This is a genomic window from Mesorhizobium sp. M4B.F.Ca.ET.089.01.1.1, assembly GCF_004022605.1.
Taxonomy (GTDB): Bacteria; Pseudomonadota; Alphaproteobacteria; order Rhizobiales; family Rhizobiaceae; genus Mesorhizobium; species Mesorhizobium abyssinicae.
In genome coordinates, this window is the sequence record NZ_RZOS01000012.1 from 1 (window position 1) to 14,819 (window position 14,819).

The 14,819-nt window shown below is 65.5% G+C and carries 13 protein-coding genes; 3 read left to right on the plus strand and 10 right to left on the minus strand.

Annotated features, from left to right (window positions below; all coding sequences use genetic code 11):
• The 8 genes from EN780_RS02240 to EN780_RS02275 form a co-directional block, all read right to left on the minus strand.
• On the minus strand, window positions 1–226 hold a 226-nt coding region (locus EN780_RS02240; protein ID WP_128271858.1), incomplete at its 3' end, for a F0F1 ATP synthase subunit epsilon.
• Between the two features lie 108 nt (window positions 227–334).
• On the minus strand, window positions 335–1,900 hold the full coding sequence (gene atpD, locus EN780_RS02245; protein WP_127283052.1) for a F0F1 ATP synthase subunit beta: 1,566 nt from the start codon (window positions 1,898–1,900) through the stop codon (window positions 335–337).
• A 76-nt stretch (window positions 1,901–1,976) separates the two neighbouring features.
• Complete coding sequence (locus EN780_RS02250; protein WP_126057606.1) at window positions 1,977–2,864, minus strand: F0F1 ATP synthase subunit gamma; 888 nt, start codon at window positions 2,862–2,864, stop codon at window positions 1,977–1,979.
• Window positions 2,865–2,898: 34 nt separating this feature from the next.
• Window positions 2,899–4,428 carry a F0F1 ATP synthase subunit alpha gene (atpA, locus tag EN780_RS02255; RefSeq protein ID WP_126057605.1) on the minus strand — a complete coding sequence of 510 codons (1,530 nt, stop codon included), beginning with the start codon at window positions 4,426–4,428 and terminating at the stop codon, window positions 2,899–2,901.
• Entirely contained in the window at window positions 4,428–4,988 is a 561-nt protein-coding gene (locus EN780_RS02260; RefSeq protein WP_126057604.1) for a F0F1 ATP synthase subunit delta, read from the minus strand. The genes atpA and EN780_RS02260 overlap by 1 nt, the downstream gene beginning before the upstream one ends.
• 246 nt (window positions 4,989–5,234) lie before the next feature.
• Window positions 5,235–5,630 (minus strand): DUF4345 family protein, encoded by a 396-nt coding sequence (locus EN780_RS02265; RefSeq protein ID WP_126057603.1) that lies wholly within the window; start codon window positions 5,628–5,630, stop codon window positions 5,235–5,237.
• A gap of 94 nt (window positions 5,631–5,724) precedes the next feature.
• Window positions 5,725–6,420: an aspartate/glutamate racemase family protein gene (locus EN780_RS02270; RefSeq protein ID WP_128271860.1), complete on the minus strand. Its 696-nt coding sequence runs from the start codon at window positions 6,418–6,420 to the stop codon at window positions 5,725–5,727.
• A 30-nt stretch (window positions 6,421–6,450) separates the two neighbouring features.
• Complete coding sequence (locus EN780_RS02275; protein ID WP_127309054.1) at window positions 6,451–8,634, minus strand: primosomal protein N'; 2,184 nt, start codon at window positions 8,632–8,634, stop codon at window positions 6,451–6,453.
• An 89-nt stretch (window positions 8,635–8,723) separates the two neighbouring features.
• Between EN780_RS02275 and fsa the strand changes: the two genes are divergently transcribed.
• Entirely contained in the window at window positions 8,724–9,380 is a 657-nt protein-coding gene (gene fsa / locus EN780_RS02280; RefSeq protein ID WP_127283048.1) for a fructose-6-phosphate aldolase, read from the plus strand.
• 219 nt (window positions 9,381–9,599) lie between these two features.
• Here fsa and lptE read toward each other — a convergent pair whose 3' ends face one another.
• A complete protein-coding gene (gene lptE, locus EN780_RS02285; RefSeq protein ID WP_127283047.1) occupies window positions 9,600–10,181 on the minus strand; it encodes an LPS assembly lipoprotein LptE in 582 nt (193 codons plus the stop codon).
• A complete protein-coding gene (gene leuS / locus EN780_RS02290) occupies window positions 10,168–12,795 on the minus strand; it encodes a leucine--tRNA ligase (protein WP_127283046.1) in 2,628 nt (875 codons plus the stop codon). The genes lptE and leuS overlap by 14 nt, the downstream gene beginning before the upstream one ends.
• Window positions 12,796–12,942: 147 nt before the next feature.
• On the opposite strand from leuS, the gene EN780_RS02295 reads away from it, so the two are divergent.
• Entirely contained in the window at window positions 12,943–13,605 is a 663-nt protein-coding gene (locus EN780_RS02295; protein ID WP_127283045.1) for a YggS family pyridoxal phosphate-dependent enzyme, read from the plus strand.
• Window positions 13,606–13,766: 161 nt separating this feature from the next.
• Window positions 13,767–14,816: an aldo/keto reductase gene (locus tag EN780_RS02300; protein WP_127283044.1), complete on the plus strand. Its 1,050-nt coding sequence runs from the start codon at window positions 13,767–13,769 to the stop codon at window positions 14,814–14,816.
• Window positions 14,817–14,819: the final 3 nt, after the last annotated feature.

A 14,819-nucleotide genomic window follows, 5' to 3' on the forward strand; every position in this document is an offset into this window, starting at 1 on the left:
CGGAAGGCACGATATCGGCGAAGCCGCCGAACACCACGTAGCGCTCTTCCTTGCCGCCGGCGGTCTTCACCGTGACGACGCCCGGCTTGATCGTGGTCATGACCGGCGCGTGCAAGGCCATCACGGTCATCTCGCCTTCGGCGCCCGGAATGACGACGGACTCGACCTCTTCGGAAACCAGCAGGCGCTCCGGCGAGACCAGTTCGAACTTGAAAGCTTCAGCCATGTCAATCTAGTGAGTAGGGAATAGTGAGTAGGGAGTAGGGAGAGGACAATTGTCCGATCACCCAGCTGCTATTCACTACTGACTACTGACTACTCCCTATTGCCTTGATTACGCCGCTTCAGCCGCCAGGCGCTGAGCCTTCTCGACCGCTTCCTCGATGCCGCCGACCATGTAGAAGGCGGCTTCCGGCAGGTGGTCGTAGTCGCCGGCGCAGAGGCCCTTGAAGCCCTTGATGGTGTCGGCGAGGTCGACCAGCTTGCCCGGCGAGCCCGTGAACACTTCGGCGACGAAGAACGGCTGCGACAGGAAGCGCTCGATCTTGCGGGCGCGGGCGACGGTCTGCTTGTCCTCTTCCGACAGCTCGTCCATGCCCAGGATGGCGATGATATCCTGCAGCGACTTGTAGCGCTGGAGGATCGACTGCACCTGGCGCGCGACCTGGTAGTGCTCCTCGCCGACGACCATCGGGTCGAGCATGCGCGAGGTCGAGTCGAGCGGATCGACGGCTGGGTAGATGCCCTTTTCCGAGATCGCGCGGTTGAGCACGGTGGTGGCGTCAAGGTGAGCGAACGAGGTCGCCGGCGCCGGGTCGGTCAAGTCGTCGGCCGGCACGTAGATCGCCTGCACCGAGGTGATCGAGCCCTTGGTCGTCGTCGTGATGCGCTCCTGCAGCGCGCCCATGTCGGTGGCCAGCGTCGGCTGATAGCCCACGGCCGAAGGAATACGGCCGAGCAGCGCCGACACTTCCGAGCCCGCCTGGGTAAAGCGGAAGATGTTGTCGACGAAGAACAGCACGTCCTGGCCCTGGTCGCGGAAGTACTCGGCAACGGTGAGGCCGGTCAGGCCGACGCGGGCGCGGGCGCCCGGCGGCTCGTTCATCTGGCCGTAGACGAGAGCGGCCTTGGAGCCGGCGCCGCCGCCCTTCTTGTTGACGCCCGATTCGATGAACTCGTGATAGAGGTCGTTGCCTTCGCGGGTGCGCTCGCCGACGCCGGCGAACACCGAGAAGCCGCCATGCGCCTTGGCGACGTTGTTGATCAGTTCCTGGATCAGCACCGTCTTGCCGACGCCGGCGCCACCGAACAGGCCGATCTTGCCGCCGCGGGCGTAAGGAGCGAGCAGGTCGAGCACCTTGATGCCGGTGACCAGGATCTGCGCTTCCGTCGACTGGTCGACATAGGCCGGAGCCGGCTGGTGGATGGCGCGCTGTTCGACGCCGTCGACCGTGCCTTCCTCGTCGACCGGCTCGCCGATAACGTTGATGATGCGGCCGAGCAGGCCGGGACCGACCGGCACCGAGATCGGCGCGCCGGTGTCATAGACCTCCTGGCCGCGGACCAGGCCTTCGGTTGAGTCCATGGCGATGCAGCGCACGGTGTTTTCGCCGAGATGCTGGGCCACTTCGAGCACGAGGCGGTTGCCGACATTGGAGGTTTCCAACGCGTTCAGGATCGCCGGCAGGTGGTCGCCGAACTGCACGTCGACGACGGCGCCGATGACCTGGCGGACCTTGCCGACGGCGCCGGTCTTCTTGACGGCGACGCTCGCCGCCTTGGCCGGTGCTGCCTTGGCTGGTGCCGCCGCCTTCTTGGCCGGAGCGGCCTTCGCGGCTGCTGCCGGAGCCTTGGCCGGTGCCGCCTTGGCGGCGGTCTTCGGAGTCGCTGCTTTCGCCATCGTCTTTGCCCTTTTTCGTCTTTCTGTTTCTCGCGCTGTCCGCATGGAGGTCAGCGACCTCCACATGGGCCCGCGACTAGAGCGCCTCGGCGCCCGAAATGATTTCGATCAATTCCTTGGTGATCTGCGCCTGCCGCTGGCGGTTGTAGGTGATCGACAGCTTGTTGATCATGTCGCCGGCGTTGCGCGTCGCATTGTCCATGGCGCTCATCTTGGCGCCCATCTCGCCGGCTGCGTTTTCGAGCAGCGCGCGGAAGATCTGGACCGAGATGTTGCGCGGGATGAGGTCGGAGAGGATCTCGCCCGGCTCCGGCTCGTATTCGTAGACGGCGTTGCCGCCATTGGTCGCCTCGGCAGCAGCCGGAGCGGCAGTCGCCGCCGGGATGATCTGCTGCGCCGTCGGGATCTGGCTGATCACCGACTTGAACTGCGAGTAGAACAGTGTGCAGACGTCGAAACCGCCCTCGTTGAAGAGGTGGATGACTTTCTTCGCGATCGCATCGGCATTGGCGAAGCCGAGCGTCCGCACTTCACGCAGGTCGACGCGCTCAAGGATCAGCGATGCGTAGTCGCGGCGCAGGATGTCGTAGCCCTTCTTGCCGACGCAGATGATCTTGACCTGCTTGCCGTCGGCCAGGAGCTTGCGGATGTGGTCGCGGGCAAGGCGGGCGATCTGCGAATTGAAGCCGCCGCAGAGGCCGCGCTCGGCGGTGCAGACGACGAGCAGTTGCACGTCGTCCCTGCCGGTGCCGGTCATCAGCGCCGGAGCATCGCCGCCGCCGCCGATCGCCTGGGTGATGTTGGCCAGCACCGCGCCCATCCGCTCGGAATAGGGACGCGCCGCTTCCGCTGCTTCCTGCGCGCGGCGCAGCTTCGCCGCGGCGACCATCTGCATCGCCTTGGTGATCTTCTGCGTCGCCTTGACCGAGGCGATACGGTTACGAAGGTCTTTTAATGAAGGCATGCTTCAAACCTGATCCCGTGCGTCCGGCTTCTTCTTAGGCGAAGGTCTTGGCGAAGGCGTCGATCTCGGCCTTGAGCTTGGCGCGCAGATCGTCCGACAGCGCCTTCTCCTTGCGGATGCCGTCGAGCACGTCCTTGCCGGCCGAGCGCATGTGGCTGAGCAGGCCATGCTCGAACTTGCCGACCTGGTTGATCGCCAGCTTGTCGAGGTAACCGTTGACGCCGGCGAAGATCACCGCAACCTGCTCCTCGACCTTGAGCGGCGAGAACTGTGGCTGCTTCAGGAGTTCGGTCAGGCGCGAGCCGCGGTTCAGCAGGCGCTGCGTGGCGGCGTCGAGGTCGGAGCCGAACTGCGCGAAGGCCGCCATTTCGCGATACTGAGCGAGTTCGCCCTTGATCGAGCCGGCAACCTGCTTCATCGCCTTGATCTGCGCCGACGAGCCGACGCGCGACACCGACAGGCCGACATTGACCGCCGGACGAATGCCCTGGAAGAACAGGTTGGTTTCGAGGAAGATCTGGCCGTCGGTGATCGAGATCACGTTGGTCGGGATGTAGGCCGACACGTCGTTGGCCTGCGTCTCGATGATCGGCAGCGCGGTCAGCGAGCCGCCGCCCAGATCGTCGTTGAGCTTTGCGGCGCGCTCGAGCAGGCGCGAGTGCAGGTAGAAGACGTCGCCCGGATAGGCCTCGCGGCCCGGCGGGCGGCGCAGCAGCAGCGACATCTGACGATAGGCGACGGCCTGCTTCGACAGATCGTCATAGCTGATCAGCGCGTGCATGCCGTTGTCGCGGAAATATTCGCCCATGGTGGCGCCGGTGAACGGCGCCAGGAACTGCATCGGCGCCGGGTCGGAAGCGGTGGCGGCAACGACGATCGAATATTCAAGCGCGCCGCGCTCTTCCAGCACCTTGACGAACTGCGCGACGGTCGAGCGCTTCTGGCCGACGGCGACGTAGACGCAGTAGAGCTTTTCCTTTTCCGGGCCGTTTTCGTGCACCGACTTCTGGTTCAGCATCGTGTCGAGAATGATCGCGGTCTTGCCGGTCTGACGGTCGCCGATGACCAGTTCGCGCTGGCCGCGGCCGACCGGGATCAGCGCATCGATGGCCTTGAGGCCGGTCGACATCGGCTCGTTCACCGACTTGCGCGGAATGATGCCGGGCGCCTTGACGTCGACGCGCTTGCGTTCGGTCGCCTTGATCGGGCCTTTGCCGTCGATCGGATTGCCGAGCGCATCGACGACGCGGCCGAGCAGGCCCATGCCGACAGGCGCGTCGACAATGGCGCCGGTCCGCTTGACGGTGTCGCCTTCCTTGATGTCGCGGTCGTTGCCGAAGATGACGACGCCGACATTGTCGGCTTCGAGGTTCAGCGCCATGCCGCGGATGCCGCCGGGGAATTCGACCATTTCACCGGCCTGGACATTGTCGAGGCCGTAGACGCGGGCGATGCCGTCACCGACGGACAGCACCTGGCCGACTTCGGAGACCTCGGCCTCCTTGCCGAAATTCTTGATCTGGTCTTTCAGAATTGCGGAAATTTCCGCGGCGCGGATGTCCATCAGCCGACCTCTTTCAGTGCAAGCTTGAGCGAATTGAGTTTGGTTTTGAGCGACGTATCGATCTGGCGCGAGCCCATCTTGACCACCAGCCCGCCGAGCAGCGACGGGTCGACGGTGACCGTGATGGCCACGTCCTTGCCGGCAACGCCCTTCAGCGCCGCCTTCAGTTCGGTCTCCTGCGCCGCCGTCAGCGCATGCGCCGAGGTGACCTCGGCCGAAGCCTCGCCACGATGATCGGCGGCGATGCGGCGGAAAGCCTTGATCATGCCGGGCACTGCGAACAGGCGGCGGTTCTTGGCGACGACGCGCAGGAAATTGCCGGCGAGCCCGCCGAGCTTTGCCTTGGCGACGATCGCGGCGATCGCCTTGGCCTGATCCTCGCTGGAGAACACCGGGCTGTTGATCAGCCGGGAAAGATCGGCGCTGCCTTCAAGCAGCGCCTCGAAACTGGTGAGGTCAGCCTCGACCTGGGCGACCGAATTTGCCTGCAGCGCGAGTTCGAACAGCGAACCCGCATAGCGTTCTGCGACAGCTGAGATTGGCGATGACGATTGAGCCACGGACCGTCTTTTCTCTTGTCTGACAGGCCGCAGATTGTTGGCGCGAGCGAGAACTCTGGCTAAATCTTTGACCTTACTGCATTTTTCCAAGCACGGAGGCGCGGCTTCCGCTATCCCCGGCCGAAAGTCGATTGCCGTCTAGCACAGGCCTTTTAAGACCGCAATGCGTCGTCCGGCATGGTTTTCAGGCACTTTTGTCGCATCCGGCGGTAGAGACCAACCGCAAGCGCCGGATTAGTCAAGGATTCAGGGCAAAAAGCCGAAAGCAAAGGCGAGCGGCAATGCCGCCAGCACCAGCTCAACCACGATGGAAGCCCAGTTGAAAGGGGTGTTGGCGCCGTCCGACATCATCGACAGCAAACGGCCGAAAGCGGTGAACAGCCAGGAGAAGCCGAGCGCCATGTAAAGCAGCGGCTGCGCGAGCAGGATGCAGCACAGGCTGACGCCGAGATAGAAGCCCGACATGCGGCCGCGCCCCTCGGCGATCGCCGCCGCCTTCTCCGGCCTGGCCTGCAGCCTGAGGATCCTGAAAGCGAGGTTCGGCGCCAGGAACAGCAGCAGGCCGATGAGCAAGGTCGCCACCGCGCTCGACCATGCCAGCCACTCGCCCTGGCTCATCGGCCACGGAAACGCAAATTCCATCTTGTCCCCTCGTAAATGCCTGTTTGAAAACCGGGGCATTCTAGCGGAGGAAAAGCCATGCGCCAGATGGCGCCGGAACTTTACGAAAGGCGTATCAAGACAGGGCGAATGCGACCGCCGCCTCGGCATGCAGGCGCGTCGTGTCGAACACCGGAATGTCGAAGTCCGCCTGGCCGATCAGCATGGTGATCTCGGTGCAGCCCATGATGACGCCGTCGATATTCTCATCGCGCCGCAGGCGGCCGACTTCTTCGACATAGGCCGCATGCGAATCGGGTTTGACGATGCCCTGGCAGAGTTCGTCATAGATCACCCGGTGCACCATGTCGCGGCCGGCCTGGTCGGGCACGATAGGCTGCAGGCCATATTTCTCGGCGAGCCGGCCCTTGTAGAAATCCTGCTCCATGGTGAAGCGGGTGGCGAGCAGCGCCGGCCGCCTGACGCCGGCATCCCTGACCGCGACCGCGGTGGCGTCGGCGATGTGGATCAGGGGGATCGACACCGCCGCCTGCACCTCGTCCGCCAGCCTGTGCATGGTGTTGGTGCAAACCACCAGGCCCTCGGCGCCGCCCGCCTCCAGCTTGCGCGCGGCCTCGAAGAGCAGCACGCCCGCGCCCTGCCAGTCGCCGGCATGCTGGCGCTCGGCGATCTCGGCGAAGTCGAACGACCATAAGAGCAGCTGCGCCGAATGCAGCCCGCCGAGCCGCTCGCGCACGATCTCGTTGAGCAGGCGATAGTAGATGGCGGTCGATTCCCAACTCATGCCGCCGATGAGGCCGAGGGTTTTCATCTGTTCATGCCTCCGATCGCGTGATCAATCTCACAAAAAGCTCTGCGGATCGATATCGACCTGGACCCGGACCGAGCCGCGCAATTTCGGCCCTTCGGCCAGCATGGCGCGGATGAAGCCCTGCATGTCGGCGCGCCGCTCGCCCTGGATCAGCAGGCGGAAGCGGTGGCGCCCGCCGAGCAGTGACAACGGCGCCTCGGCCGGGCCCAGCACGAACAGATCGGCCGCCTGCGGCGCGGCGCGGCGCAGGCCGCGCGCATGCGCCTCCGCTTCGGCCCGCGTCGCGGCGCTGACGATAACGCCGGCGAGCCGGCCGAAGGGCGGCAGCGCCGCCCGCTCGCGCTCGGCGACCTCGCGCTCGTAAAAGGCCTCGGCATCGCCGGAGACGATGGCCCGCATCACCGGATGGTCCGGCTGGTAGGTCTGCAGCAGGCCGAGGCTCTTCTTGCCGGTGCGGCCGGCGCGACCCGTCACCTGGCTGAGCAGCTGGAAGGTTCGCTCGGCCGCGCGCGGATCGCCATTGGCGAGGCCGAGATCGGCGTCGACCACGCCGACCAATGTCATGTTGGGAAAATTATGGCCCTTGGCGACGAGCTGCGTGCCGATGACGATGTCGGCCTCGCCATTGGCGATGGCTTCCAACTCGAGCCTGAGCCGTCGCACGCCGCCCATCAGGTCGGACGAGAGCACGATGGTGCGGGCGTCGGGGAAGTGCGCCACCACCTCCTCGGCAATGCGCTCGACGCCGGGACCGCAAGCGACCAGATGGTCGAGCGTACCGCATTCGGGGCACGCCTCCGGCCGCCGCTCATTATGCCCGCAATGGTGGCAGACAAGCTGGCCGCGAAAGCGGTGCTCGACCAGCCAGGCCGAGCAGACCGGACAGCCGAAACGGTGGCCGCAGACGCGGCACAGCGTCAGCGGCGCATAGCCGCGCCGGTTGAGGAATAAGAGCGACTGCTCCTTCTTCTCCAGCGTGCGCCGCATCTGGTCGAGAAGCAGCGGCGACAGGAAGCCGCCGCGCGCCGGCGGCGCGCGGCGCATGTCGATCGACTTCAGGTCGGGCAGCGCCGCCTCGGCAAAGCGCGACGAAAGCACCGCCCGATGATAGCGGCCCTGGCTGGCATTGACCCGGCTCTCGACCGACGGCGTCGCCGAGGCGAGCACGATCGGGAAGCCGCCTATGTGGCCGCGAACCACCGCCATGTCGCGGGCATTGTAGAAGACGCGATCCTCCTGCTTGTAGGCGGGGTCGTGCTCCTCGTCGACGACGACCAGGCCAAGCTCAGGGAAAGGCAGGAACAGCGCCGAGCGCGCGCCGGCGACGACGCGCACGCCGCCTTCCGCCACCTGCCGCCAGACTTTCTCGCGCATCCTCGGCGGCAGGTCCGAATGCCACTCGGCCGGCTTGGCGCCGAACCGGTCCTGGAAGCGTTCCAGGAAGGCATGGGTCAGCGCGATTTCCGGCAGCAGGATCAGCACCTGCCTGCCCTGGTCGAGCGCCGCCGCCACCGCCTCGAAATAGACCTCGGTCTTGCCGGATCCGGTGACGCCATCGAGCAACGTGACGCCAAAGGCGTTCGCCGCGACGCCGGCACGCAGCATGGCCGCCGCATCCTCCTGGTCGGGCATCAGCGTCGGCTGCGCGTAGGCCGGATCGGGCGCCGCCACCACCGGCCGCGGCGGGATCATCACCGTCTCGAACACGCCTTGCGCCCGCAAGCCGTCGATGACCGCCGACGACACGCCGGCCGCATGCGCCAGGCCCGAGCGCGTCCAGGCGAGGCCGCCCTCGGCCGTCGCCAGCACGCGCGCCCTCGCCTCGGTCATCCGGTCGGGTCTGGCCAGGGTGAGCTGCAGGCCTTCGATCCAGGGCTCCGGGTCGAAGGCCTCAGGCGCACGAAGCAGCATGCGCGCCACCATGCCCGGCGCCGCCAGCGTGTATTGCGCGATCCAGTCGACGAAGCGGCGCATCGCGCGGTCGATCGGCGGGCAATCGAACACCTGCTCGATTGGCCGCAATTTCCTCGCGTCGACCGTCTCGACGGCGCCGTCCCAGACGATGCCGGCGACCTGCCGGGGCCCCAGCGGCACGCGCACGATCGAACCCGGCACCACGCGCATGCCGGCCGGCACCGCATAGGTGTAAGGCCGCTCGGCCGGCATCGGCACCAGCACCGGCGCGGCCGCGACAAAGGGCGAATCTTCCATCATGAGGCGTGACCTTGCCCCGACTTTGGTCTAGAGCAAAGGCCGACCCCCAAGCTGCATGTCATGCACATGAAAATCTTCAGGAGACCGCGATGAAATTTTTTGTCGACACCGCCGATATCAAGGAAATCCGCGAGCTGAACGATCTGGGGCTGCTCGATGGCGTCACCACCAATCCCTCGCTGATCCTGAAATCGGGTGGCAAGATTGCCGAGGTGACCAAGCAGATCTGCGACATCGTCGAGGGCCCGGTCTCGGCCGAGGTCGTGGCGACCGAATACAAGCAGATGATGGCCGAGGCCGAGGTGCTGGCCAAGATCGCCCCCAATGTCTGCATCAAGGTGCCGCTGACGCTGGACGGGCTGAAGGCCTGCAAGACCATCCGCACCGAAATGAAGCGCATGGTCAACGTCACGCTCTGCTTCTCCGCCAACCAAGCGCTGCTCGCCGCCAAGGCCGGCGCCTCTTTCATCTCGCCCTTCGTCGGCCGCATCGACGACACCGGCTCGGACGGCATGGAGCTGATCCAGGAGATCCGGCAGATCTACGACAACTACGACTACCAGACCGAGATCCTGACCGCCTCGGTGCGCACCGTGAACCACGTCAAGCAGGCGGCGCTGATCGGCGCCGACGTCATCACCGCGCCGCCGGCGACGCTGAAGGCGCTGGTCAGCCATCCGCTGACCGACAAGGGCCTTGCCGCCTTCCTCGCCGACTGGGCCAAGACCGGCCAGAAGATCGGCTGATCTCGTCTCAACGATACGAAAAAAGGCCAGGCGACCGGCCTTTTTTTGTTGCAAACAGCAAAGTCGGAAACGCTCAGAGACCGTTTCGAAATTCGCTCTGGCGAGTCATATGGCGGTGGTTTCGAGAACCGGAGCGCAGCGGACATTCAGGTCCGTGAGCACCGGAAGCACAGAAACCGCCGGCAGATGGCCGCCGGAGTAGAATTTCCAAACGGTCTCTCAGGCCTTCTTGCCGTGCTTGACCAGATCCTGCGCCACCGAGAGCCTGAGCAGGTCCGCCAGCTCGCGCGCGGCGCGGTTCTCGGCATCGATCTGCGCCCGGTAGGACGCATATTCCTGGCGCGGCCGGTCAAAGGAGGACGGCACCGAGCGCTTGCCGGTGGCGATGACCGTGCCCGTGCTCGCATCGGTCAGCACATACGACGAGGTCAGCGTCACCGTGCCCGCGGTCGGCTCGTCCTCGTCGGTCTGGATCTGCACAAGTGCTGCCGATTCGACCAGTTCGGTGACGCCGAGATCGAGGATGTAGGCCGGCGTTGCCGGCTCGCCGGCGCCCTGGCCGAAGCCGAAGATCAGATTGTTGCGCACCTGCTGGGCATAGCGGGTCTTGACCGGCTTGACCGAGATCGACGCCAGTTCGGCGGAGGCGCCGACAGTGGAGCCGGCGGTGAGCGGCGCGTTCGAATAGAGCGGCCTGACGGTGCAGGCCGACACCAATGCCACCGAGGCGACCAGGCCGTACAGCGCGGCGCGGCCGAGCAAACGCACCACACCAGTCTTTTCCCGATCAGGCAACGACATTGACGATCCTCTGCGGCACGATGATCACCTTGCGGGGCGCCTTACCTTCCAGCGCTTTCTGCACGAAGTCTAGGGCCAGCACCGCTTTTTCGACCGCACCTTGGTCCGCGTCGCGGGCAATTGTCAAATCCCCGCGCTTCTTGCCGTTGACCTGGACGGGAAGCACGATCTCGTTGTCGACGACGAGCGCCGGATCGTAGACCGGCCACGGCCGTTCGGCGACCATTTCGGTGCCGCCCAGCGTTTCCCAGCACTCCTCGGCCAGATGCGGCATGACCGGCGCGATCAGGTGCACCAGGATCTCCACCGCCTCGCGGCAGGCGCCTTTCAGCGCCGCATCGGCCTTGCCTTCGGCCGCTTCGTTGAGCGGCGTGGTCAGGGCGTTGGCCAGCTCATAGATGCGAGCGATGGCGCGGTTGAAGCCGAGCTTCTCGATATCCTCGCCGACCGCCTTGAGGCTCTTGTGCGCGGCCTTGGAGACAGCGCCAGCCTCGCCCTCTCGCGCCGCCTCGGGCTGCACGCCGGTGAGCGATTCGGCCGCGATCGACACCAGGCGCCAGATGCGCTGGACGAAGCGATGCGCGCCGGCGGCGCCGTCGTCGGTCCATTCGACGTCGCGCTCGGGCGGCGAATCCGACAGCATGAACCAGCGCGCGGTATCGGCGCCGTAGCCGTCGGTGATCTCTTCCGGGCTCACCGTGTTCTTCTTCGACTTCGACATCTTCTCCAGCGGGCCGATGACGGCCTCCTCGCCGGTGGCGATATCGACGGCGCGGCGCTTGCCGCCGTCGTCCTCGAGCCTGACCTCGCTCGGCGACAGCCAGCGTCCGTTGTTGGACGGGCCGCCGACCCGGTAGGTCTCGTGCACCACCATGCCTTGCGTGAACAGGCCCTTGAACGGTTCGGCGAGATCGAGGTGGCCGGTCTCGCGCATGGCACGGGTGAAGAAGCGCGAATAGAGCAAATGCAGGATCGCGTGCTCGATGCCGCCGATATACTGGTCGACCGCCAGCCATTCGTCGGCCGCCTTCGGCTCAGTCGGATCGTTGGCCCACGGCGCGGTGAAGCGCGCGAAATACCAGGACGAATCGACGAACGTGTCCATCGTGTCGGTCTCGCGCCGCGCCGGCTTGCCGCATTGCGGGCAATTGACGTGCCGCCAGGTCGGGTGGCGATCGAGCGGGTTGCCCGGCCGGTCGAACTCGATGTCGTCGGGCAGCTTGACCGGCAGGTCGGCCTTCGGCACCGGCACCACGCCGCAATCCTCGCAGTGGATCATCGGGATCGGGCAGCCCCAGTAGCGCTGGCGCGAAATGCCCCAGTCGCGCAGGCGGAAGTTCACCTTGCGCTCGGCCATCGGCCGGTTGCCGATCGTCTTCTTTTCCAGCAGCTTGGCCACCTCGTCGAAGGCCTTCTCCGGCTTCATGCCGTCGAGGAAGCGCGAATTGATCATCACGCCGTCGTCGACATAGGCCTCCTCGATGATCTGGAAGGTCTTGGCGTCGCCGCCTTCCGGCATCACCACCGGGATCACCGGCAGGCCGTATTTGTTGGCGAAGTCGAGGTCGCGCTGGTCGCCGGACGGGCAGCCGAAGATGGCGCCGGTGCCGTATTCCATCAGCACGAAATTGGCGACATAGACCGGCAGCGTCCAGTTCTCGTCGAACGGATGGACGACGCGGATGCCGGTGTCGAAGCCCTTCTTCTCGGCCGTCTCGAGCGCCGCCACCGAGGTGCCCATGTGGCGGACCTCGTCGATGAACTTGGCCAGCTCGACATTATCCTCGGCGGCCTTCTTGGCCAACGGATGGTCGGCGGCGACCGCCATGAACGAGGCGCCGAAAATGGTGTCCGGCCTGGTCGTGTAGACCTCCAGCTCATGCTCGCCGGCGACCGGCTTGGCCAGCGGCCAGCGGATCAGCAGCCCTTCCGAGCGGCCGATCCAGTTGTGCTGCATCAGCTTGACCTTCTCCGGCCATTCGTCGAGGCCTTCGAGCGAATCCAGCAGGTCCTGCGCGAAGTCGGTGATCTTGAAGAACCACTGCGTCAGTTCGCGCTGCTCGACCAGCGCGCCGGAGCGCCAGCCGCGACCGTCGATGACCTGCTCGTTGGCGAGCACGGTCATGTCCTCCGGGTCCCAGTTGACCTTGGAGGATTTGCGCGTCACCAGCCCCTTTTCGACGAAGTCGAGGAACAGCATCTGCTGGCGGTGGTAGTAGTCGACGTCGCAGGTGGCGAACTCGCGCGCCCAGTCGAGCGACAGGCCCATGACCTTGAGCTGCTCGCGCATGGTGGCGATGTTCTCATAGGTCCAGTCCTTGGGGTGGACCTTGTTCTGCATCGCCGCGTTCTCGGCCGGCATGCCGAAGGCGTCCCAGCCCATCGGGTGCAGCACGTTGAAACCCTTGGCGCGCTTGTAGCGCGCCACGACGTCGCCCATCGTGTAGTTGCGGGTGTGGCCGATATGGATGCGTCCCGACGGATAGGGGAACATCTCCAGCACGTAGTATTTCGGCTTCGGATCGGCGTTGTCGGCCTCGAACAGCTTCTTTTCGGCCCAGGCCTTCTGCCATTTGGGCTCTGACGCGCGCGGATTGTATCGTTCGGTTGCCATCGGATGTTTTTCACTTAAAAGCTGGCACGAACCGCGGGGCAATGCCCGGCGGCCCAGGAAAATGTCGTCGCGGTGTTCACCATGGATTGCCGGACCCGTCAACTGCGGCGAGCCGGCGAGGACCAAAACTACAGGCAGGATATGGGCATGACGAGCGCCGTCGAACAGCTTTTTGCCGTCAAGGCAAGGATTACCGCCGCCGAGCGCGAGGCCGGCCGCAACCAAGGCGCGGTCACGCTGGTGGCGGTGTCGAAGACCTTCGAGGCCGCATCGATCAGCCCGGTCATCGACGCCGGCCAGCGCGCCTTCGGGGAGAACCGCGTGCAGGAGGCGCAAGGCAAATGGCCGGCGCTGAAGCATCAATTTCCCGGCATCGAATTGCATCTGATCGGTCCGCTGCAGTCGAACAAGGCCAAGGAAGCGGTCGCGCTGTTCGACGTCATTGAGACCGTGGACCGCGAGAAGATCGCCGCCGAACTTGCCAAGGAGATCGCACGGCAGGGCCGGAAGCCAAAACTCTACGTTCAGGTCAACACCGGCTCGGAGCCGCAAAAGGCCGGCATCGAGCCGCGCGAGGCGGTCGCCTTCGTCAGGCGCTGCCAAGAGGTGCACGGCCTCGCCATCGAAGGCCTGATGTGCATCCCGCCGGCTGATGAGAACCCCGGCCCGCACTTCGCGCTGCTGGAGAAGCTCGGCAAGGAGGCAGGCGTCGCGAAGCTCTCGATGGGCATGTCCGGCGACTACGAGACGGCGATCGCCTTCGGCGCGACCGGCGTCCGGGTCGGCTCGGCGATCTTCGGCAGCCGATAGCTGGGCGATGAATCTTGACGCAAAGGCTTGCCAGGCCTAGCGGTGGCTCCCCGACGGTTCTCTTGAGCCAGTTGCTCGCCGCGCTTGCTCCAGCGCTTGAAACGGAACGTGCCGTTCCTATTTGTTCAGCGTCATTCCCATTCCTCCCTGGAGCTCCCACCATGCGCTACAATCAACTCGGAAACACCGGGCTGTTCGTCTCCGAACTTTGCCTCGGCACCATGACCTTCGGCGCCGCCGGCGAGAACGCCCAATGGGGGCTGATCGCCAGCCTCGACCAGAAAGGCGTCAACGAGATCGTCGGCCGTTCGATTGCCGCCGGCGTCAACTTCTTCGACACGGCCGACGTCTATTCCTTCGGCGCCTCCGAAAGACTGCTCGGCCAGTCGCTCCGCGATCTCGGCGTCAAAAGGTCGGACGTCATCATCGCCACCAAGGTGCATGGCGTCATGGGCGAGGGCCCGAACCAGCGCGGCTCCTCCCGCGGCCACATCATGGATTCGGTCGAGGCCAGCCTCGAACGGCTGCAGCTCGATCACATCGACCTCTACCAGCTGCACGGCACCGACACGGTGAGCCCGATCGACGAGACGCTGCGGGCGCTCGACGATCTCGTGTCCAGTGGCAAGGTGCGTTACGTCGGCGTCTCCAACTGGCAGGCCTGGCGCATCGCCAAGGCGCTGGGCATTGCAGAGCGCAAGGGATTTGCCCGCTTCGAGACCGTGCAGTCCTACTATTCGATCGCCGGCCGCGACCTCGAACGCGAGATCGTGCCGCTGCTCAATGAGGAGAAGCTCGGCCTGATGGTCTGGTCACCGATGGCCGGCGGGCTGCTCTCCGGCAAATACGGTCCGGGCGCGCCCGGCAATGGGGAGGGCCGCCGCGCCTCCTTCAACTTCCCGCCGGTCAACGAGGATCGCGCCTGGGCGGCGGTCGCCGTCATGCGCGAGATCGCCAGGAAGCACGATGTCAGCGTTGCCACGGTGGCGCTCGGCTACGTGCTGGCCAAGCCCTTCGTGATGAGCGTCATCATCGGCGCCAGCCGCATGGACCAGCTCGAGCAGAACCTTGCCGCCACCGCGCTGAAGCTCGACGCCGAGGATCTCGCCAGGCTGGACGAGGTCAGCGCGCTGCCCTCCGAATATCCTGGCTGGATGCTGGACCGGCAGGGCGCGGGCCGGCGCCCGGCGCCGTTCGTGCCGAAGGCCTAGTTC

Excerpts from the sequence above, each read along its gene's own strand:
- atpD (WP_127283052.1), bottom strand. The coding sequence starts at position 1,900 with ATGGCGAAAGCAGCGACTCCGAAGACCGCCGCCAAGGCGGCACCGGCC.
- EN780_RS02250 (WP_126057606.1), bottom strand. The coding sequence starts at position 2,864 with ATGCCTTCATTAAAAGACCTTCGTAACCGTATCGCCTCGGTCAAGGCG.
- atpA (WP_126057605.1), bottom strand. The coding sequence starts at position 4,428 with ATGGACATCCGCGCCGCGGAAATTTCCGCAATTCTGAAAGACCAGATC.
- EN780_RS02265 (WP_126057603.1), bottom strand. The coding sequence starts at position 5,630 with ATGGAATTTGCGTTTCCGTGGCCGATGAGCCAGGGCGAGTGGCTGGCA.
- EN780_RS02270 (WP_128271860.1), bottom strand. The coding sequence starts at position 6,420 with ATGAAAACCCTCGGCCTCATCGGCGGCATGAGTTGGGAATCGACCGCC.
- EN780_RS02275 (WP_127309054.1), bottom strand. The coding sequence starts at position 8,634 with ATGATGGAAGATTCGCCCTTTGTCGCGGCCGCGCCGGTGCTGGTGCCG.
- fsa (WP_127283048.1), top strand. The coding sequence starts at position 8,724 with ATGAAATTTTTTGTCGACACCGCCGATATCAAGGAAATCCGCGAGCTG.
- lptE (WP_127283047.1), bottom strand. The coding sequence starts at position 10,181 with ATGTCGTTGCCTGATCGGGAAAAGACTGGTGTGGTGCGTTTGCTCGGC.
- leuS (WP_127283046.1), bottom strand. The coding sequence starts at position 12,795 with ATGGCAACCGAACGATACAATCCGCGCGCGTCAGAGCCCAAATGGCAG.
- EN780_RS02295 (WP_127283045.1), top strand. The coding sequence starts at position 12,943 with ATGACGAGCGCCGTCGAACAGCTTTTTGCCGTCAAGGCAAGGATTACC.
- EN780_RS02300 (WP_127283044.1), top strand. The coding sequence starts at position 13,767 with ATGCGCTACAATCAACTCGGAAACACCGGGCTGTTCGTCTCCGAACTT.